This is a genomic window from Pseudomonas sp. SM4 (assembly GCF_051913165.1).
GTDB lineage: Bacteria > Pseudomonadota > Gammaproteobacteria > Pseudomonadales > Pseudomonadaceae > Aquipseudomonas.
This window is the reverse complement of record NZ_JBODOE010000016.1, coordinates 55,310-75,516: the sequence shown is the minus strand read 5'-3', so window position 1 is coordinate 75,516 and position 20,207 is coordinate 55,310. Positions and strand designations below refer to the sequence as shown.

At 58.6% G+C, this 20,207-nt stretch carries 20 protein-coding genes; 7 read left to right on the top strand and 13 right to left on the bottom strand.

The annotated features are described in order from the left end of the window. Positions 1–23: 23 nt before the first annotated feature. Genes ACQ4MY_RS25165 through ACQ4MY_RS25135 form a run of 7 tightly spaced genes read right to left on the bottom strand, consistent with a single transcriptional unit; the run spans position 24 to position 8,365 of the window. Positions 24–1,073 carry an acyltransferase family protein gene (locus tag ACQ4MY_RS25165; protein ID WP_440096821.1) on the bottom strand — a complete coding sequence of 350 codons (1,050 nt, stop codon included), beginning with the start codon at positions 1,071–1,073 and terminating at the stop codon, positions 24–26. A gap of 12 nt (positions 1,074–1,085) precedes the next feature. Continuing rightward, positions 1,086–2,189 (bottom strand): hypothetical protein, encoded by a 1,104-nt coding sequence (locus ACQ4MY_RS25160; protein ID WP_008087701.1) that lies wholly within the window; start codon positions 2,187–2,189, stop codon positions 1,086–1,088. Then, on the bottom strand, positions 2,180–3,412 hold the full coding sequence (locus ACQ4MY_RS25155) for a phosphoribosylaminoimidazole carboxylase (protein WP_440096819.1): 1,233 nt from the start codon (positions 3,410–3,412) through the stop codon (positions 2,180–2,182). Before ACQ4MY_RS25155 ends, ACQ4MY_RS25160 begins: the two co-directional genes overlap by 10 nt. Then, on the bottom strand, positions 3,409–4,521 hold the full coding sequence (locus ACQ4MY_RS25150) for a polysaccharide pyruvyl transferase family protein (protein ID WP_440096818.1): 1,113 nt from the start codon (positions 4,519–4,521) through the stop codon (positions 3,409–3,411). The genes ACQ4MY_RS25155 and ACQ4MY_RS25150 overlap by 4 nt, the downstream gene beginning before the upstream one ends. A gap of 15 nt (positions 4,522–4,536) precedes the next feature. Further along, a complete protein-coding gene (locus tag ACQ4MY_RS25145) occupies positions 4,537–5,619 on the bottom strand; it encodes a glycosyltransferase family 4 protein (protein WP_440096817.1) in 1,083 nt (360 codons plus the stop codon). A gap of 40 nt (positions 5,620–5,659) precedes the next feature. Then, positions 5,660–7,885 carry a polysaccharide biosynthesis tyrosine autokinase gene (locus ACQ4MY_RS25140; RefSeq protein WP_440096816.1) on the bottom strand — a complete coding sequence of 742 codons (2,226 nt, stop codon included), beginning with the start codon at positions 7,883–7,885 and terminating at the stop codon, positions 5,660–5,662. 39 nt (positions 7,886–7,924) lie between these two features. Then, the gene (locus tag ACQ4MY_RS25135) at positions 7,925–8,365 is read right to left on the bottom strand and encodes a low molecular weight protein-tyrosine-phosphatase (RefSeq protein WP_440096815.1); all 441 of its coding nucleotides are present in this window, start codon (positions 8,363–8,365) and stop codon (positions 7,925–7,927) included. A gap of 293 nt (positions 8,366–8,658) precedes the next feature. Here ACQ4MY_RS25135 and ACQ4MY_RS25130 point away from each other — a divergent pair, with 293 nt between their 5' ends. Next, positions 8,659–9,621 carry a cellulase family glycosylhydrolase gene (locus ACQ4MY_RS25130; RefSeq protein ID WP_158828860.1) on the top strand — a complete coding sequence of 321 codons (963 nt, stop codon included), beginning with the start codon at positions 8,659–8,661 and terminating at the stop codon, positions 9,619–9,621. 201 nt (positions 9,622–9,822) lie between these two features. Beyond that, entirely contained in the window at positions 9,823–10,749 is a 927-nt protein-coding gene (gene tal / locus ACQ4MY_RS25125; protein WP_008087712.1) for a transaldolase, read from the top strand. A gap of 212 nt (positions 10,750–10,961) precedes the next feature. Here tal and rssC read toward each other — a convergent pair whose 3' ends face one another. Together rssC and rssB are read right to left on the bottom strand one after the other, a co-directional pair. Next, positions 10,962–11,444, bottom strand: a complete 483-nt coding sequence (rssC, locus tag ACQ4MY_RS25120) for an anti-sigma factor antagonist RssC (protein ID WP_003226553.1) — start codon at positions 11,442–11,444, stop codon at positions 10,962–10,964. Beyond that, positions 11,444–12,625 (bottom strand): two-component system response regulator RssB, encoded by a 1,182-nt coding sequence (gene rssB / locus ACQ4MY_RS25115; RefSeq protein WP_045123320.1) that lies wholly within the window; start codon positions 12,623–12,625, stop codon positions 11,444–11,446. The genes rssC and rssB overlap by 1 nt, the downstream gene beginning before the upstream one ends. Positions 12,626–12,900: 275 nt before the next feature. Here rssB and ACQ4MY_RS25110 point away from each other — a divergent pair, with 275 nt between their 5' ends. After that, positions 12,901–13,200, top strand: a complete 300-nt coding sequence (locus ACQ4MY_RS25110) for a PilZ domain-containing protein (protein WP_008087716.1) — start codon at positions 12,901–12,903, stop codon at positions 13,198–13,200. Between the two features lie 51 nt (positions 13,201–13,251). On the opposite strand, the gene ACQ4MY_RS25105 is transcribed toward ACQ4MY_RS25110, so the two are convergent. Further along, entirely contained in the window at positions 13,252–13,941 is a 690-nt protein-coding gene (locus tag ACQ4MY_RS25105; protein WP_158828858.1) for an MlaA family lipoprotein, read from the bottom strand. A gap of 184 nt (positions 13,942–14,125) precedes the next feature. Here ACQ4MY_RS25105 and ACQ4MY_RS25100 point away from each other — a divergent pair, with 184 nt between their 5' ends. Both ACQ4MY_RS25100 and ACQ4MY_RS25095 read left to right on the top strand, forming a co-directional pair. After that, a complete protein-coding gene (locus ACQ4MY_RS25100) occupies positions 14,126–14,746 on the top strand; it encodes an HAD family phosphatase (protein ID WP_440096813.1) in 621 nt (206 codons plus the stop codon). Positions 14,747–14,854: 108 nt separating this feature from the next. Next, positions 14,855–15,118, top strand: a complete 264-nt coding sequence (locus ACQ4MY_RS25095; protein ID WP_440096812.1) for a DUF4404 family protein — start codon at positions 14,855–14,857, stop codon at positions 15,116–15,118. Between the two features lie 84 nt (positions 15,119–15,202). On the opposite strand, the gene queF is transcribed toward ACQ4MY_RS25095, so the two are convergent. Both queF and copI read right to left on the bottom strand, forming a co-directional pair. Continuing rightward, the gene (queF, locus tag ACQ4MY_RS25090; RefSeq protein WP_440096811.1) at positions 15,203–16,033 is read right to left on the bottom strand and encodes an NADPH-dependent 7-cyano-7-deazaguanine reductase QueF; all 831 of its coding nucleotides are present in this window, start codon (positions 16,031–16,033) and stop codon (positions 15,203–15,205) included. A gap of 61 nt (positions 16,034–16,094) precedes the next feature. Then, positions 16,095–16,622 (bottom strand): copper-resistant cuproprotein CopI, encoded by a 528-nt coding sequence (copI, locus tag ACQ4MY_RS25085; RefSeq protein ID WP_008087724.1) that lies wholly within the window; start codon positions 16,620–16,622, stop codon positions 16,095–16,097. Positions 16,623–16,785: 163 nt separating this feature from the next. Between copI and ACQ4MY_RS25080 the strand changes: the two genes are divergently transcribed. Together ACQ4MY_RS25080 and ACQ4MY_RS25075 are read left to right on the top strand one after the other, a co-directional pair. Further along, complete coding sequence (locus tag ACQ4MY_RS25080; protein WP_008087726.1) at positions 16,786–17,466, top strand: heavy metal response regulator transcription factor; 681 nt, start codon at positions 16,786–16,788, stop codon at positions 17,464–17,466. Beyond that, positions 17,466–18,812, top strand: a complete 1,347-nt coding sequence (locus ACQ4MY_RS25075) for a heavy metal sensor histidine kinase (protein WP_440096809.1) — start codon at positions 17,466–17,468, stop codon at positions 18,810–18,812. The genes ACQ4MY_RS25080 and ACQ4MY_RS25075 overlap by 1 nt, the downstream gene beginning before the upstream one ends. Before the next feature lie 119 nt (positions 18,813–18,931). On the opposite strand, the gene ACQ4MY_RS25070 is transcribed toward ACQ4MY_RS25075, so the two are convergent. Next, positions 18,932–20,176 carry a lipoprotein-releasing ABC transporter permease subunit gene (locus ACQ4MY_RS25070; protein ID WP_440096808.1) on the bottom strand — a complete coding sequence of 415 codons (1,245 nt, stop codon included), beginning with the start codon at positions 20,174–20,176 and terminating at the stop codon, positions 18,932–18,934. Positions 20,177–20,207 lie beyond the last annotated feature (31 nt).

Here is a 20,207-nt window from a genome sequence, read left to right as displayed (position 1 = left end):
CAGCTCCCACAGGGATTGTTTGACTACAGAGATGATTGGGTCTGCACCACCGGGACGATAGGCACCACCGGTTTCTTCTTCGGCGCGCGTTCGCCAAGGAACAGCACCGAGGTGAAATTGAACCGGCTGAAAATCATCGACAACACCACCGGCCCCAACAACCCGAAGCTCAACCCGCCCAACACCAGCAGGCTCTCATCCTTCACCCCCAAACGTCCCAGCACAAAGCGCGAGGTCGCCGCGAACAGCACGTGGAACAGGAAAATCGCATAGGAATACCCGCCCAGCCAAGTCAGCGCTTTCGAGCGCATATCACTCGACAGCAATGCGATGCACGACACACAGCCCACGGTCAGCCCAATCAGACTACGACGATCAACAATCAACTCGCGATCAATCGCCGCCACGTACAGCAACGTCAACGAGATCAGCACAAACACCAACGGCCCGATCACCTTGAACGTCTGCTTCAACCGGTCGACGTTTTCCTGGCCAATCATTCCCGCGACAAAAAACGGCAGCAGGTAAATCGCGCCATTGATCCCGAACGCATCGAACTTGAACGGCGGCAGCAGAAACAACAGCGCCGCAAACACGAACAAGCCATACAAGCGCGTCGCCGAACGCAGCATCCCGCGCCACTCCAGCAGCCCGACGAACATGAAAATGATGAACACCGCCTGCAGGAACCAGAAGTGGTTGATCGGCACCCAGAACGATAACAACGCGTCGATCACGCCGACGTCCTTGTTGACCCCCGGCCCCACCGCCTGCAGCACCGAAAACGGCACACCGACGCAAAACAGCGGCACGATCAAGCGTCGTACCTTGCCGCTGAAGAACGCGGAAAAGTCATTGCCGCGAATTTTGTAGATCGAATAGATGTACCCGGAGATGAAGGTGAACAGCGGCATGCGCACGTACACCATCGAATCGGCAATCACCCGGAACGGCGAACCGATGTCGATCTTCAACCCGCCGCCCAACGGCCCGATGACGTGATAGAGCACCAGCAGCAGGCACGCCAGGCCGCGCAGGGTTTCGATCTCCAGGGACTTTTTCTTGCTCGACATAAAGCACCTGCCTCAATTCAGAATTCTTGATTCAACCTGCACCGGTTTGTTCGCCCGCAGCATCAAACCGAGGCCGACGAACAACACCGGCACCACCATCGAAAAGTGCCGGGCGAAAGAGCCGAAGTCCGGTTCGAACAAACCCTGCACCAGCAGAAACGCCATCGGTATCGCGATCAGTTCCTTGGGTTTGGTCTGGATCGGCGCGCCTTTGTAATCGGTCGAGGTAATGACCTTGAACAGCAGCAGCGCGGTCATGATCATCAACGACACGAAGATCACCTGGCCCGGACCGGACAACAGAATCAGCTCCACCGGGAACGACAGCCGGAAGAAAATGATCATCGAATCCAGCGCCTGCGAGACGAAGTCGCTGCCGCTGAGCCACGACACAATCAACGATTTCGAGCCTTCCTCGCCCGCCGTGCGCAGTTCGTTGTTACTGGCGCGAATCGACGACACCGGGAAGCCCAGCGCCAGCTGGATCGCCGTGGCCACCGCCAGATAGAACAGGAACAGCATGAGGAAAAAGGTCGTGCGCGAGACGTACTTCTTCATCACGCAGACGCCCACCCACGACAGCGAAAACAGAATCCAGTACGGCCGGATCAGCACGCCGTAGATCACTGCCGATAAGAAGAACCCGCCGCGATATTTGCGCGTCAGCGAGCTGAGCAAAATGCTCAGCACCGCGACCGACACGATGATTTCCTTGGTCAGGTTCTCAAGAAAGAACGAGCGCACGATGCCCCACAGACACAGCGTGCCGAAGATCGCCAGCGGCATGCGCCGGAACACCACCACTGGAATCGCCGTGAGGAAAAAATTGCAGAACATGCCGTAAGCCCAGGCATTGGTCAGATTGATCCCGGTGGGCCGCAGCAGGAACGCCGAACACTCGTAGGACGAGCGATCCGGCGAGAACGGGTTCCAGAAGTTGCAGTTGTCGGCCCGCGCGTAGGACGACCACAAGGTCATCGCATCCGGGCCTGGATCGCGGGGGATCAGCAGCGGCATGGCCACCGACAGAAACAGCCCGGTGAAGAGGATCAGGAACGACAGCGAAGAGTCGAGTTTCTTGCCGCGAAACTCGATGCGCGGCAATTTCAGGCCCATGACAACGCAGCCTTTTTCGCTGTCGTCACACGGGTCAGCAAAGCAATCACACTGAGCTGCACAACGATTGCGAAGACGTTGCCCCACGCCGCGCCGTAGATCGAATAGTGTTTGATCAGCACATAGCTGACCGGCACCGACACCAACAGACAGATCGCCGCGCTGGCAAGCGATACACGGCTGCTTTTCGAGGCAATCAAACCGCCCCAGACGATGTCGCCAATCGCCCGCAAAGCGAAGGAAAAGATCAGCACGCCAAGAATCGCATTGTCCGGACGCGGAACGCTGGTGGCGACGTAATCGAGCACCACGTTGAAGAAAAGATAAATCGCCACTGCCACGGCTGCCGACACCACCAGCGAGCGCATGACCCACTTGTTGACGAACAACTGCTTGACCGTGAATGACTGTTGATCCGCCTGGAAACGCTTGGCCAGCACCGGAATGCCGACCACGGCTACTACCGCGTACGACAACGCTTGCAAGGTATTGGCCGCCGACCACGCGTAGACGTATTTACCGAGGCTGGCGTAGGGTTCCAGGTCGATGATCAGAAACCGTTCGGCATATTGACTCAGCGCGATCAGCCCGGTGCCGAGATAAAACGGCAAACCGGCCTTCCACACCGTGCCGGCGGCCAGTGTGCCCGTCGTCCGCCCCTTATGCACCCTCACCACGATCAGGTAACCGGCGACGATCACCAGCACATTGGCAATCACCCAGAGCCAAAGCACGCTGGCCACACCGGAAATCCAGCCGAGCATCATCCCGCCCACGGCCAACAGCGCCCAGAGACCGGTCTTGATGAAAAACAACACGGCGCCGGCTGTAGCTTTCTGTGCCGAAAACACAAACGAATTGATTTCGAACGACAGGTGTTCGGTGAGCAATACCAGCGTCACGCAAAGCACCACCGCCGCTGTCGCCTCGACCTGCTGGAACAGCGAGTAGATCAACACCGTCACCAGCGACAACGCCAGCCCCACGGACACATACAACAGCAGCACCTTATCGACAACCTTTCGCGAACTGCCGCCGACACTGATCAGCCGATTGATTTCAGAGCTGAAGCCCACGCTGTAGAACTTTGAGGCAATGAACGAAGCCGCCATCACCACGCCGTAAAAACCCAGGGCGTCGTAGCCCAGATAGCGGGTGATCGCCAACACCAGCAAAAACTTCGCGCCCAAGGCTCCGCCGCGAAGCAACAGCCTGAATATCATCGAACGATACCTTTGATGATGTCGTCCATGGCCACGGTTTTCGCTTCGATTTCACGGCAGGTATCGGTCAGGCGCTTGCCGAAATTCGACAGCGCATTCGGCGCGTAGACCGTGTCGATAATGGTGTCGACATTGATGTCGCCGCCATTGATCACCCAGTCCTCGACGCCCATGTCCTGATAGGCGCCAAAGCCTTTGCGCTCGTAGCTGATGTGGTAAGCGGGCACGCCGGACAGCAACGATTCGATGGCGCCGTGCAAGCGCACGGAAATCACCAGGTCCGGTTGATACTTGGCGATCGTGGCTTTCAACGACAGCAAGTCTTCGGTAATGCCCAGTTCGCGATAGAACGCGCCGTCATCATTTCCGCGCACAGCGCTCTGCACCGCGCAGACCACTTTGCTTTTTTGCTTCAAGCGCTGCAGCAGCAACTTCAAGTTGGCGACGTAGGCGACTTTCTTGTCTTTGCTCCACTCCGGTGGCTTGCGCAGCACCACGCAGACCGTGGCCGGCGATGCCGCGCAGCGAGTGAACTTCGGCTGCTGAAGGATTTTGCTCGCCAGCGATTGCACCGCCAGATCGGGCGCGCGGTAGACGTTTTCGCAAGCATCGAAAATCGCCGAGGAACGGTTGTCACGCACGAACACCGCATCGGCATTGGCGTAGTGCTCGACGATTTTGCTGCTCTCGCCGTGGAATGGCCCGATGCTTTGCGGCAGGTATACCGACGGCACCTTGCTGAGGATCGCGGTTTCCAGTTGCTTGGCGTGGCCGAGCTTGAGTTTGATGTGCTCGAAAGCGCTTTTCGAACGCATGTAGCCGCCACCGACGCCGACAATCAGGTCAGTTTTCTTCAACAGATCCGCCAGCCCGGCATAGGACTGGTTAAGAAACACTGCCTGCTTGACCCGGCCCAAACCCTTGGCCGCCATCACCGGCGCGTCGAAGCGCGGGTGCGGCAAGTAGCTGAAAGAATCCGGATCGGAGGCGACCACGCTGATCGCGGTGTCGTCACCAAAGTTGCGCTGCACCAGGGCAATGGCCAGATCGACGAGCAAGCCGTCACCGGAGTTGGACGCACTGTAGCCATGCAAAATCGTTACGTTCATATGCTTGAGTTCTACTTAAAAAGTGGGAGCGCTATACAGGTCGTAGGTCTGGCGAATCATCAACGCGGCGCTGAAGCGCTCGCGGACGATGCTGCGCCCTTCGCTGCCGAGGTCGAGCAACCGCGGCTTCTGGATTTGCGCCAGCACATCGGCCAGCGCCTGGTGATCACCGGACGGAAACACGTAGCCAGACACACCGTGTGTGACCAGCTCCGGCAGCGAGGTGCAATTGCTCGCGATCACCGGCAAGCCCATCGCCATGCCTTCCAGCGGCACCATGGCAAACCCTTCCCAGCGACTCGGCACGATCAGCGCATCGGCTTTTTGATACAGCGCCTGCACTTCGCCCGGGGTGACCCAAGGCAAATATTCGACGGCGTCCATCGGCGGGCACTCGACCGAGTCCTCGTTCACCGCGCTGCCGACCACCGTCAGTTTCAGATCATTGCGCTGCACCTTGGCGAAGGCCTTGAGCAACACGTCGAAGCCTTTCTGGTAATCGAGACGACCGACAAACAACAGATGAATCGGCTCGGGACTCGCGGCTTTCGGCGCGTCATCCTTGTGATGAATGCCGTTGTAGATCAGCTTCATCCGTTTGCGCTCGATGCCAAACCGCGCGGCTTTGTCGAGTTCGTACTGGCTGACGCAAATGATCACGTCGGTGACTTTCTGCAGCACTCGCTCGATCCACGCATAGACTTTCTGCTTGATCGGCGAGCTTTCCATCAGGAACGAAAACGCGTGCGGACAGTAGACGATTTTCGGCTTGCGCCACGGTCGCAACAGCACACACACGCAACGGCCGATCACCCCGGAAAAGGTGCTGTGCAAATGCACCACATCGGGTTTTTCCTTGAACAGCACTTGCCCCAGACGCCAGGCGAAACGCAGCAACGACGACACATTGCGCCCGGTGCGCGGGAACGTGCGGATCTGTTGCACTTGAATGCCATGCAGTTCTTTTGCCTGATCTTCCGGCACCAGATACACCAGCTCGTAGTTCGCCGCATCGCCTTCGGGGGAATCCGAGATCGTGCGGATCACGGTCGCGACACCACCTTTGATCGTCTCTGCCACGTGCAGTATTTTTTTCACAAATCACCCACTTCAAACAGGAAAAAACAGTCGCTGACAGTCAGGATTTGTCGGACGCGTATTCGTAGCTGTAGCCGTAGCCACCGTTGCCGTAGTAGCTCGCGGCACGCTTCTCGACGCCGTTGAACACCGCGCCTTTCAACTCGATTCCGTTCTGCGCGAAGCGGCGGATGGTCAGTTCGATCTCCTTGGCCGGGTTCACCCCGAAGCGCGTGACGATCAAGCTGATGCCCGCTTCACGGCCGACAATCGCTGCGTCGGTCACCGCCAGCAGCGGCGGCGTATCGATGATCACCAGGTCGTAGCGTTCGCTCAGCTCGGCGAGCAAGTCGCGGAAGTTGGCGTGCATCAACAGCTCGGAAGGATTGGGCGGCACCTGCCCGCGACTGATGAAGTGCAGGTTGTCGACTTCGACTTTGTTGATCGCCTGGTCGATGCTGCAGCGCTTGACCAGCAGGTCGGACAAACCGTTGGTGATCGGCGTGTTGAGGGTTTTGTGCAGATGCCCTTTACGCATGTCGGCGTCGATAAGCACCACGCGCTGGCCGCTCAGCGCCATGACCGCCGCGAGGTTGGACGAAACAAAAGTCTTGCCGACCTGCGGGCTTGGCCCGGAAATCATGATGCGGTTGTTGGTCGAATCCAGCCCGGCGAAATGCAGGCAGGTGCGCAGGCTACGGATCGATTCGATCGACAGATCGGTCGGGTTGCGCAGCGCCAGCAGGTAAGCCGGCTTATCCACGCCGTCGCGGGCACGCCCCTTTTTGTTGTCCTCTTCCTGCTGCAACGCGCTGTAAGGAATCGACGCGTAGACCGGCAAACCGAGTTGCTCGATGGCCTCCGGGCCTTCCAGGCCTCGGCTCAGCGATTTGCGCAGCAGCACCAGGGCCACGCCGACAAAGGCACCGAGGAACGTCGCGATCAGCACGATCAGAGCTTTTTTCGGTTTGACCGGGCTGGTCAGGTCGACGTCCGCGGTGTCGATCAGGCGCACGTTGCCGACCGCACCGGCGCGGATGATGTCCAGCTCCTGGGATTTGTTCAGCAGTTGCGTGTAGATCTGCGAAGCGACTTCGACATCGCGGGTCAGGTTAAGCAACTCCTGCTGCGTGGCCGGTAAATCACCGACCTTGCCTTCCAACGACTTCTGCTGTTGCACCAGTTCACCGAGTTGGCTCATCAATGCGCGATAGGCCGGGTGCTGTTTGGTGAACTTGCGATCCATCTCCGCCTGCTGCATTTTCAGCTCGGAGATCCGCGTTTCCAGCGCCACCGACTGACCGAGCACCGATTGCGTTTCCAGCGAGATGTTCACGGTCTTGCCGTGGGTCTGGTAGGCATTGAGCGCGTCGCTGGCCTTGGCCAGATCACGCTTGACCTGCGGCAACTGGCTTTGCAGGAAGGCCAGGCTCTGCGCGGCTTCGGCCGAAGTGCGGCGCACGTTCTGATCGACGTACAGCGACGCGATCTTGTTGAGAATCTTCACCGCTTCTGCGGCGTCGCTGCTGGCGAGCGCCAGCTTGATAATCCCCGATTCCTTGCCCTGCTCGGAAATATCCAGCGCGTCCTGATAGCCCTGAATGGTCACGATCCGTGGGTTGCGCACCACTTCGAAACGCGTGCCGGGGTTGGCCAACAACTGGCTGATTTGCCCTTCTACGCCGTCCTGCGCGAAAGCTTCACCGGCGACGCCGTCGGCCAGCAAATTGTCGTTGTCATCGAACAACTGAAAGCGGTGTTGCTCGCCAGCGACCAAGGTGAGTTTCTTGCCGAGCAGTTCTTTGGGCAGATTGAGCCGGGCGAACTCCAGACGCTCACCGCCCCAGGCATAGCTGCTCAGGCCGAAACGCGGCGCGGCGACGCTGGTGTCGGTTTCACCGCGATAACGCCGGGCGAGAAAGCCACCGATGACCGGGAAGGTGTTGGGCGTAACGTCGATGTCCAGGCGCAGGTCGTCGACGGTTTTACCGATGACGGCGCGGGACTTGATGATGCCGATTTCGGTCACCGACGGCGACTGCCCGCCGAGCATGCTGTTGAGGTCGGAGAAACCGAGCATGTCGTTCTTTTTCGGCTCCACCTGCACCAGCGCGTTTGCCAGATACACCGGCGTTGCCAAAACCGCATAGGCCACGCCGGTGACCATGAAGGCGCCGGTCAGGGCACCGATCAACCACTTCTGGTCGATCAGGCTGCCGAAGATGCCGAGCAGATCAATACTGTCTTGATCATTGTCGCGGGTGCCGATTACTGACGGTAACTGCATAAGTCTGTTCTTACCATTCATTGTTCTGAAGAATATTGATCAATGCCCGAGGCGCTGCGCCCATGAACTAACAGCATCTTCAATCAATGCATGAGCATGAATAAAAGCGGCCTTGCCTTGACGATACGGGTCTTGTATTTCGCGCTCGCTCTGCCACTTGCCGAGCAGAAACACTTTGCCTCGCGCATGAGAGGCAATCTTCAGTACTTGATTTACATGCTGTTTTTCCATGACCAGAATCAGGTCTGAGTCATTGACGATGTCCGATGTCAGTTGCCGTGCCTTGAAGGCTTCGGCACAGTGCCCATGGTCTTCGAGCACCTGCCGGGCCGAAGGCTCGACGCCCTCACCCACGCGTGCGGCAAGGCCTGCGGAGGTCACCGTGATCGCCGAGGAGCCCAGCGCGTTGCGCAGCAACAGTTCGGCCGTAGGACTTCGGCAAATATTGCCCACGCAAACAACGAGGATCTTTCTGAACAAGGTTTTACTTTCCTGTGTAATGTCAAACGGCCAACATCCCGAGGGCATTTGAATGAACCCTCAAGATCTTCCTGCACTCAGAAATAGATTCGCCCTGTTAGTACTGGAGCATTAAGTACCACAGCGTTTAAAAGCGCCCCAACCACAATTAGCGGACTAAAAATAACTGTGATTTTCAGATCTTTGTTTTCCGACAAAAAATAACATTCGTGCACTAAGTGCCATCACCTCACTCGAAAATTGAGCAACGAGATCATTCTTCGTAGTTGTCACTTCTCTTCGGGAGAGCAGACATGAAAATCAAACATCTCAAAAAAATCGGCGCGCTGGCGCTGATGATCGCGGGCGCTACCACTCAGGTTCATGCGAGCGAAACGTTTCCCAACCTTCCGGCCAAGAACATCGGCGTTCAGGTGAAGATTCAAAACTTCTCTGCCGCCGACGCCGCGCAAATCAAATCGGCAGGTTTTGGTTTTGTACGCTTCGGCGTGTGGAGCGACAGCCTGACGGCCAAGGCTTATCAGAAACAGGTCAGTGATGCGTTTGCGGCGGCTGGATCGGCTGGTCTGCCGGTGCTGTTAACCGTGCGCGCGATCAAGCCGTTGACGGCCTCACCGGACAACACCGCTGAGCTGGCGGGCGCTGGCGAGGCATTTGCCAAAGCCGTAACAGGACTGGAAACCTCCTACGGTTCGCAATTGGTGGCGATTGAACTGTGGAACGAACCGGATCTTGAGACCTACTGGCCGACACGAAATTTCGACACGACCTTCGTGCCGTTCATGAGCGCCGTGTGCAAGTCGTTGCAAGGCAAACCGCCAGCAACACCGGTGGTCGGTTACGGTTTCGCCCGGCCCCCGACCGCAGGCTCGGCCTCAACCGTGGCGCTAAACCGCATCGTCAGTGAATACCCGAAATGCCTGAGCGCCGTGTCCTATCACCCTTATGGCATGACCGCCACGCAGATCAGCAACGCGCAGGCGTTTATCCAGCAAAACTTTCATTTACCGGGCGTGATCAGTGAATGGGGGATCTCGGCGCTACCTTCCAACGGCGGTGCCGAAGGACAGGCGAGCAAGATCAACGCATTCATCGGCGACGTTAAAAAACTCAAGATCCCGCTGACCTCCATCTACGAATGGAAGAACAGCGACTCCGGCAGTAACGAGCGAGAGAAAAACTTTGGCTTGCTGACCTCGGACGGTCAGCCGAAACCGGCGCGAATGTCGATCGAAGCCTTGTTGAAGGCCGAGTAGGCCTGTGCGACCGACCTGTTCACAGGTCGGTTGCTTTGAACCTGTTGGCTGTTTTGGCATCGTATTCATCGATAGCGCGCCCCACCTTTCAAACAATCGTCCTCAGGTTGTTGCCACAGGGGCCATCGATACACATAAGTACCCTTGAGTGGCTGTCAGCGCTCGGGTAATGTCATCAGACCCATAGGACAGAGCACGCCCATGACTTCCAAGCTGGAACAACTCAAACAGTTCACCACCGTTGTTGCCGATACTGGCGACTTCGAAGCGATCGCCCGGGTCAAGCCGGTCGACGCCACCACCAACCCTTCCCTGCTGCTCAAGGCGGCGGCCATTCCGGCGTACGCCGAGCTGCTGAATGCCTGCGTCAGCGACTGCAAGGGCGATGTCGGCCTGGCCAGCGACCGTTTTGGCGTCGCCGTCGGCCAGGAAATCCTCAAGGTGATCCCGGGCCGCATCTCCACCGAAGTGGATGCGCGCCTGTCGTTTGATAAAGATGCCGTGCTCAAACGCGCGCATCGCCTGATCGAGCTGTACGACAAGGCCGGCATTGGCCGCGACCGCGTACTGATCAAGATCGCCTCGACCTGGGAAGGCATCCGCGCCGCCGAAGTGCTGGAGAAGGAAGGCATCCAGACCAACCTGACCCTGCTGTTCTCCTTCGCCCAGGCCGCTGCCTGCGCCGACGCCGGCGTATTCCTGATTTCGCCGTTCGTGGGCCGCATCTACGACTGGTACAAAAAGGCCAACGGCAACGACTACACCGGCGCCGATGATCCGGGAGTGCAGTCGGTGACACGCATCTACAACTACTACAAGGCCAATGACTACAAAACCGTGGTCATGGGCGCCAGCTTCCGTAACCTCAACCAGATCGAGCAACTGGCCGGCTGCGACCGCCTGACCATCAGCCCGGACCTGATCGACAAGTTGGCAGCGGACACCGGCAAACTGGAGCGCAAACTGGCCCCAGGTCACGCCGGTGAAGCCCGTCAGAGCCTCAATGAAGCGCAATTCCGCTGGTTGTCCAACGAAGACGCGATGGCCACCGAGAAACTGGCCGAGGGCATCCGTCAGTTTGCTCGCGACCAAGAGAAGCTTGAGGCGTTGTTGCAGGCCAAGCTGTGATTTGAGTTATTGAAATGCAAAAAGGGCGAACCCGCACAGGTTCGCCCTTTTTCATTTTGCCTGCACTGATAAATGTATCGACCGACTCGACGCTATCGCGGGCAAGCCCGCTCCCACAGGGTATGTGGAGAACCTGAGTTTCAGATTTCACGCGATCATTGTGGGAGCGGGCTTGCCCGCGATGAGGCCGGCCGGGACAACACCTCATGAGATCAGTGTCTTTCGAGGGCATTGACCAGGTCATGGAACGCTTCACGATTGGAATCGTTCAGGCCCATGAGGATCTTGTGCGCTTCAAGCACCTTGATCCGCACCACTTCTTCCGACTGGTCCTGATCCGGCAGGTCGTCCAGGCACTCCGGGCACGGCACCGGGTGGTTGACGATGTTGAACACCTGCTCGAAACCCATCGATTGCAACAGACGGGTGATGTCTTCGTGGGTGGTGACGACAGTCGGCAGCAGGCCGACCTTCTGCCGCGACAGGATCGACAGCTTGGCCAACAGGCCCAACGTCGTGCTGTCGATGCTGCGGGTTTCGGTCAAATCGATCACGATCGCGTTGAAATTCAGCGCGGTGAAGATTTTCTCAATAGTCGCATCCAACGCCGAACACAGGGTCAGGCGAACTTCACCGACGAACTTCAGGACGAAGGTGCCGTCCTGCTCGGCGAACTGGATTCTACCGGTACTCATTAAAGATTCCTGCTCAACACCAACAGGGCGATATCATCCGGCATCTCCCCTAGCGTGGCCAATCCGAACACTTGCCGCAGACCATCCAGGCTGCCGCCCGCCGACTTCACCCGTTGAGGCAAAGCGGCTTCTTTTTCTTTGAGCGTAGGTTCTGGCAAAAGATCCAGAATGCCATCGGACATCAGCGTCAGGCTGAACGTCGGCGGCAGCTCAAGCACGTGGTCTTCGTAGGTGGCTTCATTGAAGAGGCCCACCGGCAGACCGCGTCCTTCCAGATAACGAACACTGTCAGGCGTGTACAACACAGGCAACGGCAGATGGCCGCCGATGCTATAGGTCAACAAACCGGTCTCCTCGTCGATGACTCCACCGACCATTGTGACGTGTTTACCCAGCTTACAACTGATCAGCCCCCGGTTGATATGACCAAGGACCTCCGAAGGCTTGAATTCCGGCAAGGTGCCGTTGCGCTTGGATTCGAACAGCAAGCGCGTGGTCATGAACTTCAACAGCACCGTGACGAAGGCTGAAGAGGCGCCATGACCGGATACATCTGCCAGGTAGAACGCAACCCGGCGCTCGTCGACCCGGAAATAGTCGACAAAATCACCCGACAGGTACAACGACGGGATGATCTGGTGGGCAAACTTGAACTCGTCGATGCTCCACGGGCTTTCCGGCAGCATGTTCATCTGCACCTGGCGACCGGCGTTCTGGTCTTCCTGGAGCAGGTTCAGGCTGGCCTCAAGCTCGCGGTTGGCCTTTTCCAGCTTCTCGCGGTAGCGCTGGTTTTCCAGCAGCAGGCGCGCACGATCCAGGGCCCGGCGCACGGAGTGCTCGAGCACGGCCAGATCTTCGAGGGGCTTGATCAGGTAATCCGCCGCGCCGAGGCGCAGGGCCTCGACCGCGTCGTTCATCACGCCGGCACCCGAAACCACGATCACCGGCGTTTGCGGTGACAGCTCGGTGACCTGACGGATGAGTTCGAGACCGCCCATCTGCGGCATGCGCAGATCGCAGATGACCAAGTCGGGCTGTTCTTGCTCGAATACCTGAAGACCCTGTTGGCCGTTGCTGGCCTGCAGGACGCTGAAACCACTGTCTTCCAAATAGGCCGCGAGGCTCGCGCGCACTACTTCGTCATCATCGATTATCAGCAGCGTGGCACTGGTTTTTGGCATGTGGGCAAACGGCGCCAGAATTAGGTTGGCGTAGTTGGCGAGGCATTTGGCCCTGCGCAGACTACTGGATTCGCTTTCTAGCCTCTCTGCTGCACCGCTTTCGAGCATTGGCCGTGAACGCGGTTGCACCAGAGGTGCCCTTCTAAGGCGCAGACGGTACTCCCATCCGCGGGGTGTTTCAAGCTTGCGCCGATGGTCGCTTGACGACTTTACTTGTCAAATCACCGAGAGTTATAAGAACAGCTCAAACCGTAACCCAATGGAAGGACGACGCCATGAGTCAAACCGGTCGGGACTACAGCGAAAAGCGCGATTTCATCCGCATGCGGGTCGATGCCGATGTCGTGTTGATTCATCAAGGGGATGAGGTTTCAGCGGTGTGCATCGATCTCTCCAGCAGCGGCATGCAGGTCGAAGCGCCACGCCAGTTCGCGGTCGGTGATCGCTTGAGTGTGCGGATCGACTCCGATCACGCGGCGCTCAGCGGGCTTGAAGCCGAGACCGAAGTGGTCTGGGTCCGGTCACAGGATGGCGGCGGCCAGAAGCTCGGCCTGACCATCCTGGAGATGAAATAGCTGCACACAAAAAAGGCGACCCTGAGGTCGCCTTCCTTTTACCGGTCGAGATTAAAAATCGTCTTCGACCTGGCCATCCTTCACTTTGAACTCGCGGTTCTGCAAGTAAGCGTTGCGGATGAAGGTGTATTTGTCGCCGCTGATCAGCTTCTCGCTCGACAGCAGGCTGGCGCGGGTGTCGACGATGTTCAGGCCGAAGATCGAGTTACGCACCGGCACATCGTTGATGTAGCGGTACATACCGGTGTAGCTGTCGACATACTTGGAAGGTGCGTCACGCAGGGTGCTTGGCCCCATCAGTGGCAGCATCACGTATGGACCGCTGCCGACGCCCCAGTAGCCGAGGGTCTGGCCAAAGTCTTCGTCGCTGCGGTTCAGGCCCATTTGGGTGCCGACGTCGAAGAAGCCGAGCAGGCCGAACGTGGTGTTGAAGATCAGGCGTGCAGTGTCGACGCCAGCCGCAGCCGGTTTGGCCTGCAGGATGTTGTTGGCCAGGTTGGTGACATCACCGACGTTGCGGAACATGTTGTGGATGCCGTCCTCGAGGAACTGCGGCGTCACGAACTCATAGCCCTGCGCCAGCGGTTTCAGGGCGTAGGTGTCGACGAAGTCGTTGAACTGGAAGATCGGACGGTTGACGCTTTCCCAAGGGTCTTCTTCCGTTGCGGCCTGAGTGGCGAACGGAGCCAGCAACAAGCCGGCACATACACTTAGCTGAGCGAGCGGATTGCTCCAGCGCATAGAAAAACTCCTTGGATTTGTACTGTCGCAGGCGACGGGGCCCACGGTTCAAGGGCGACAGTATAAGCGCAAACGGCGTTTTGGGCAGTCCACCTGAATTTCGTCTGTAGGACGTTTCCCGCAGGCCTGTCATCCAACTGTCACTGACCGTCCCTAGCCTTGACGCTATTTCAGGGACGTTTCCATGTCACAGGCCGAAATCTTGCCCCTCGCCGTGCCCAGCCTGACTGCCGTGTTGTTCGGACTCAGCGGTTGCCTGGTGGATTTCGGCGCCCGTACACGACAGCTCTCCAGCGTCTTGCCTGAACATGCCGAAGCCACTCCCGGTGCACTGGAGAGTCTGCACAGTCTGCAACGCCAGCGAATTCCGTGTGCCTGGATGGATGAATTGCCTTCGGCCCTCGCCCTGCCGCTGTCGGCTGCCTTGCCGACGTGGGTGAAGCCATCGCAACATTCCGCAACAAACAATCCATGGCCTGCTCCCAACGCTTGCTGGCAAGCATTGATGGGGCTGAACGTCGATCGTCTGGACGGCTGCGTGCTGGTCAGCGGCGAGCCGCGATTGCTCCAGGCTGGCCTGAATGCCGGGCTGTGGACCATCGGCCTGGCGTCCTGCGGTTCGCTGTGCGGCCTGGCGCCGAGTGAATGGCAGGCCCTGGCGCAAAAACAACGCGAGCAATTGCGCGGCAAAGCCACCGTGCAACTGTTCGGGCTCGGCGTGCACTCGGTGATCGATCATCTTGGCGAGCTCGACACCTGCCTGGCAGACATCAGCCTGCGCCGGTTCAAAGGCGAAAAGCCCTGATCGGGATCATGCAGGTTTGACGCGAGTGGATTAATCTAAAGGTCAGCCATAGACCTTTGGCGCGCGGCTGCGGTCAATGCCAGTGCCTCTCGATAAAAGGAAAACACCATGCCCGCCCAAGAACTGCAGAAACAGCTCGATACCCTGCGCGAGCAGCTGGAGCAGAATCCACCGCTGTCGGAAGCTGAACGCGAAGACTTACGCGTGTTGATGGCGCAGATTGAATCGGAAATTCAACTGGAAAATGCCACTCAAGACGCCAGCATCGCCGATGGCGTCAACCTCGCCGTCGAACGCTTCGAAGTCGAACACCCGGCGATTGCCGGCACCCTGCGCAACATCGTCAATGCGCTGGGCAGCATGGGGATCTGATTCCCAAAATCAAAAGATCGCAGCCTGCGGCAGCTCCTACAGATGTTCAATGTAGGAGCTGCCGCAGGCTGCGATCTTTTGATCTTACTGACGCACCAACCGATGGTTCGGCAGCTGCACGTTTTCGGTGCTGCGATACGGGTTGATGTCCAGACCACCGCGACGCACGTAGCGTGCAAACACCGTGAGCTTCTCAGGTTTCAGCAGCCGCTGCAGATCAAGGAAAATCCGCTCCACACACTGCTCATGGAAGTCCGAATGCTGGCGGAAGCTGACGATGTATTCCAGCAAGCTCGCATGATCCAGCGCTGAACCACGATACTCCACCACCACCGTGCCCCAGTCCGGCTGACTGGTCACCGGGCAGTTGGATTTGAGCAGATGGCTGTGTACCGTCTCTTCGACAATCCGCGAGTCATCGCAACGCAACAGTTCCGGGCGCGGATGCTCATAGTTGCTGACGCTGATATCCAGATCATCGATGCACACGCCCGGCAAGGCCACAACGCCTTCCGCCTCAACATCCTTCAGGCTACGCACGCGCACGCCAACCGGTTTGCCGGCAGCGGCTGACAGGTCCTTGACCAGCGTTGCTTCCAGCGTCGCAACGTCGGCAAACGGCGTCTGGTTCAACGAATTCAAATAGAGCTTGAACGACTTCGATTCGATGATGTTCGGCGAATCAGCCGGGATGCTGAATTCAGCGATCGCCACCACCGGCTTGCCGGATGGCAACAGCCACGACAACTCGAAGCAGTTCCAGAAATCCACACCTTTATACGGCAGGGTCTCGGCGGTCAGGCCCAGCTCGGCCCATTTCGCGGTGCGCGGAATCGGGAACAGCAGGGACGGCGTGTACGTGGCGATGTATTCGCTGGATTTGCCCAGCGGCGAGTGTTCGGCTGCGGGATGCATGGCGGAAACCTGACTGAAGAATCAGCGGATTCTACCAGCCTTTGCGCGTGCCTTTGAGTGCTTACTGACTGACAGTCAATTTGCCGACCATGCCCGCCTGGTAATGGCCGGGAATATTGCAGGCGAATTCCAGGCTCGTTGCCTTGCTGAAGGTCCAGGTCAGTTCGGCAGTCTTGCCCGGCTCGACCAGCACGCTGTTCGGATCGTCATGCTTCATGCCATGGCCCATCGCTGCGTGATCCATGCCGGCCATGTCGTGGGACATTTCTTTCATGCCGGTAGGCGTGAGCATGCCGCTTTGCTGCATCTGCAACATTTCCTGCTGATGTTTGGCATGCATCGCCGCGTCACCGAGGTTGAATTCGTGCAGTAACTGGCCTTTATTCACCAGCACAAAGCGAACGGTCTCACCGGCCTTGACCTCAATTGCCTTGGGATCGAAAGACATGTCATTCAGCACCACTTCAACACTGCGCGTGGCTTGGGCTGCGGGCGCCGGCTGGCCGAAATCATAGGTATGGGCTGGCGCGGCCCACACTGGCGAACTCAGCGCCAACAAACACAAGGCCAGGGATTGGCGTAAAAACATGGTCGTTCTCCAACAAGATAAGGTTCAGCCTGTGGGAAACTCTAGCGGGCCTGAGCTGGCATCTACCTGACCGGCAGATTACAACTTTGTCAGGTTGGCGTTTGTCGCGTGCCCGCAAGGTATAACGCTTTCATTTCTGCACCCCGAATCCACTGAGTCGCCCATGAAACTGCTGATCGTCGAAGACCAAGCGAAAACCGGCCAATACTTGCACCAGGGTCTGACCGAGGCCGGCTTCAACACCGAATGGGTGGCCGATGGCGACAGCGGTCAACAACTGGCATTGAGCGGTGATTATGCGCTGCTGATCCTCGACGTGATGCTGCCCGGGCGCAACGGCTGGCAGATTCTGCAAACAGTGCGCAGTGCCGGGCTGGATACGCCGGTACTTTTTCTGACGGCCAAAGACGCCGTGGAAGACAGGGTTCATGGCCTTGAGCTGGGTGCCGACGATTATCTGGTGAAACCTTTCGCCTTCTCTGAACTGCTGGCGCGAGTGCGCAGCCTGTTGCGTCGCGGCAGCGCCACACCGCAGGAAACCAGTCTGCAACTGGCGGATCTGCGCCTGGACCTGATCCGCCGTCGGGTCGAACGCAGTGGCCAGCGCATCGACCTGACCGCCAAGGAATTCGCCTTGCTGGAGATGCTTTTGCGTCGCCAGGGCGAAGTGCTGCCGAAATCGCTGATCGCTTCGCAGGTCTGGGACATGAATTTCGACAGCGACACCAATGTCATCGAAGTGGCGATCCGCCGCTTGCGCCTGAAGATCGACGACGAATTCCCCAACAAACTGATCCACACCGTGCGCGGCATGGGTTACGTGCTTGAAGAGCGTTGTGCCTGATGCGCCGCTTGTCCCTGAGTTCACGTCTGGCGTTATTGTTTGCTGCTTGCACCGCCGTGGTTTCGCTGTTCGCCGGCGTGTTGTTCAACCGCGCCAGCGAGGCGCACTTCATTGAGCTCGACCAGCAACAACTGGATGCCAAACTGATCGGCCTGCGCCGCGCCCTGCAAAATGTGCAGCCCGCGGAAAGTGCCGCACGGCTGGCCGATGAGCTCAGCCGTCAGGCCGACTTGTCGCTGAGGATCACCGGCGGTGACGGCCAACCCTGGTATGACAGCTCGACGCTGATCCCCAAGGATTTACCGCCACCACCCGGTCTGTCGACAATCAGCAGCGCCGGCACGGATTATCGGGTGCTCAACGCCCCGCTCTACCCGGACAAAACTGATTCGCCGCAACTGACCCTGTTGCTCGACATCACCCATCACCAGCACTTTCTGCAGCGCATGCAGCACTTGATCTGGCTGACCGTCGGTCTCTCGGCACTGGCTACGGCGCTGCTCGGCGCATGGGCCGCCCGCAGTGGTTTGCAGCCATTGCGGCGCATGAGCGCGGTGGCTCGCGGGATTTCCGCACACTCGCTCAACGCCCGACTGCCAGAAGCGCAAATTCCTCCCGAGCTTGCGGAAATGGCCCACAGTTTCAACGCCATGCTCGCCCGCCTCGACGACTCGTTTCAGCGGCTCTCGGCGTTCTCGGCCGACATCGCCCATGAGCTGCGCACACCGCTGTCGAACCTGCTGACCCACACGCAAGTCACCCTCACCCGCCCACGGCCGATCGAGGATTACCGCGAAGCGCTGCACAGCAATCTCGAAGAGCTGCAATGGATGGCGCAACTGGTCAATGACATGCTGTATCTGGCCAAGGCTGACCACGGTTTGCTGATGCCCAAACGCGACGCGCTGGAACTGGCGGATGAGGCAGATGTGTTGCTGGAGTTTTTCGCACCGCTGGCGGAGGACGCCGGGGTCAGTCTGACGCGCGAAGGTCATGCGCGGATCGACGGTGACCGCAGTATGTTGCGGCGAGCCTTGTCGAACTTACTGGATAACGCGTTGCGGTTTACCCCGGCTGACGGCGGAGTGAATGTGCGGATCGTTGATCAATCGAGCGCTGTGCGGGTTTACGTGGAGAACAGCGGCGACGGGATTGCAGCTGAGTTGTTGCCACGACTGTTTGACCGGTTTTATCGGGCCGATCCGGCGCGGCAGGAAGGCAGCAGTGAGCATGCCGGATTGGGGTTGGCGATTACGCAGTCGATTGTCCGCGCGCATGGGGGGCAGATTCATTGCGAATCCGAGGCGGGTTGGACGCGGCTTGTGATTGAGTTGCCTCGAACCTGATCATTCCCACGCTCTGCGTGGGAATGCAGCCCGGGACGCTCCGCGTCCCTTCCAAAGCCGAACGCGGAGCGTTCGTTGAGGCATTCCCACGCAGAGCGTGGGAACGAGCATGGAGTGGCTTACGAATATCTCAGGGCGTGAGCCGGTTCGATCTTCGCCGCTCGCCACGCCGGATACACCGTCGCCAGAAAGCTCAGAATGAAACCCGCCGAGCAGATCAACAGCACATCCCCCGCCTGCAATTCCGACGGCAGATTGCTGACGAAATACACGTCTGAACTGAAGATGTGCTGGCCGCTGACTCGCTCGATCCAGCCGACGATCTGACTGACATTCAGCGCGGCAATCACACCCAGCACGCCGCCAATAATAGTGCCGACAATGCCGATGACCGTGCCCTGCACCATGAAGATCGCCATGATCTGCCGTGGCGTGGCGCCGATGGTACGCAGGATCGCGATGTCCGCGCCCTTGTCATTCACCACCATGATCAACGTCGCGATGATGTTGAACGCCGCCACCGCGACAATCATCAGCAACAGCAGGCCGATCATGGTTTTTTCCATCTTCATCGCACTGAACAGGCTGCCCTGGGTGTGCGTCCAGTCGTCAGCCTTGAAGTCGGCGCCCAGACTGGCGGCGATGTCCGCGGAGACTTTCGGTGCGGCGTAAAGGTCCTTGACCGCCAGACGCACGCTCTGCACCTGATTCGGTTCCCAGTGCTGCATGGTCGCGGCATCAGCCACGTGGATCAGGCCCATCGAGCCGTCCAGTTCAGCGCCAACCTTGAACACACCCACCACGTTCAGCCGCTGCATACGCGGGGTGATGCCACCCGGTGCAGTGCTGACTTCCGGGACGATCAGGGTGATCTTGTCGCCGACGTTGAGGCGGAAACGTCGTGCAGTGATTTCACCGATCACCACACCGAACTCACCCGGTTTCAACGCGTCGAGTCGGCCCTGCACAATGTGCTGGGCAACAATCGAGACCTTGCCTTCCTGAGCCGGATCGACACCGCTGATCTGAATCGGCTGCATCAAACCCTTGTAGGAAAGCATGCCTTCCATTTCGGTGAATGGCACAGCGGCAGTCACTTCAGGATTTTTCATCGCAGCGGCGGCGACGGGCTGCCAGTCATCGATCGGCTTGACGCCAACGATGGTCGCGTGCGGCACCATGCCGAGGATGCGCGAGCTCATTTCGCGCTGGAAGCCGTTCATCACCGACAACACCACGATCATTGCCAGCACGCCGAGGGCGAGGCCGATCATCGAGGTCATCGAAATGAACGAAACAAAGCGATTGCGGCGCTTGGCGCGGGTATAGCGCGTGCCGATAAAGATCGATAACGGTCTGAACATTCGCTGGGGCACCGTATAAAAATAAAAGACC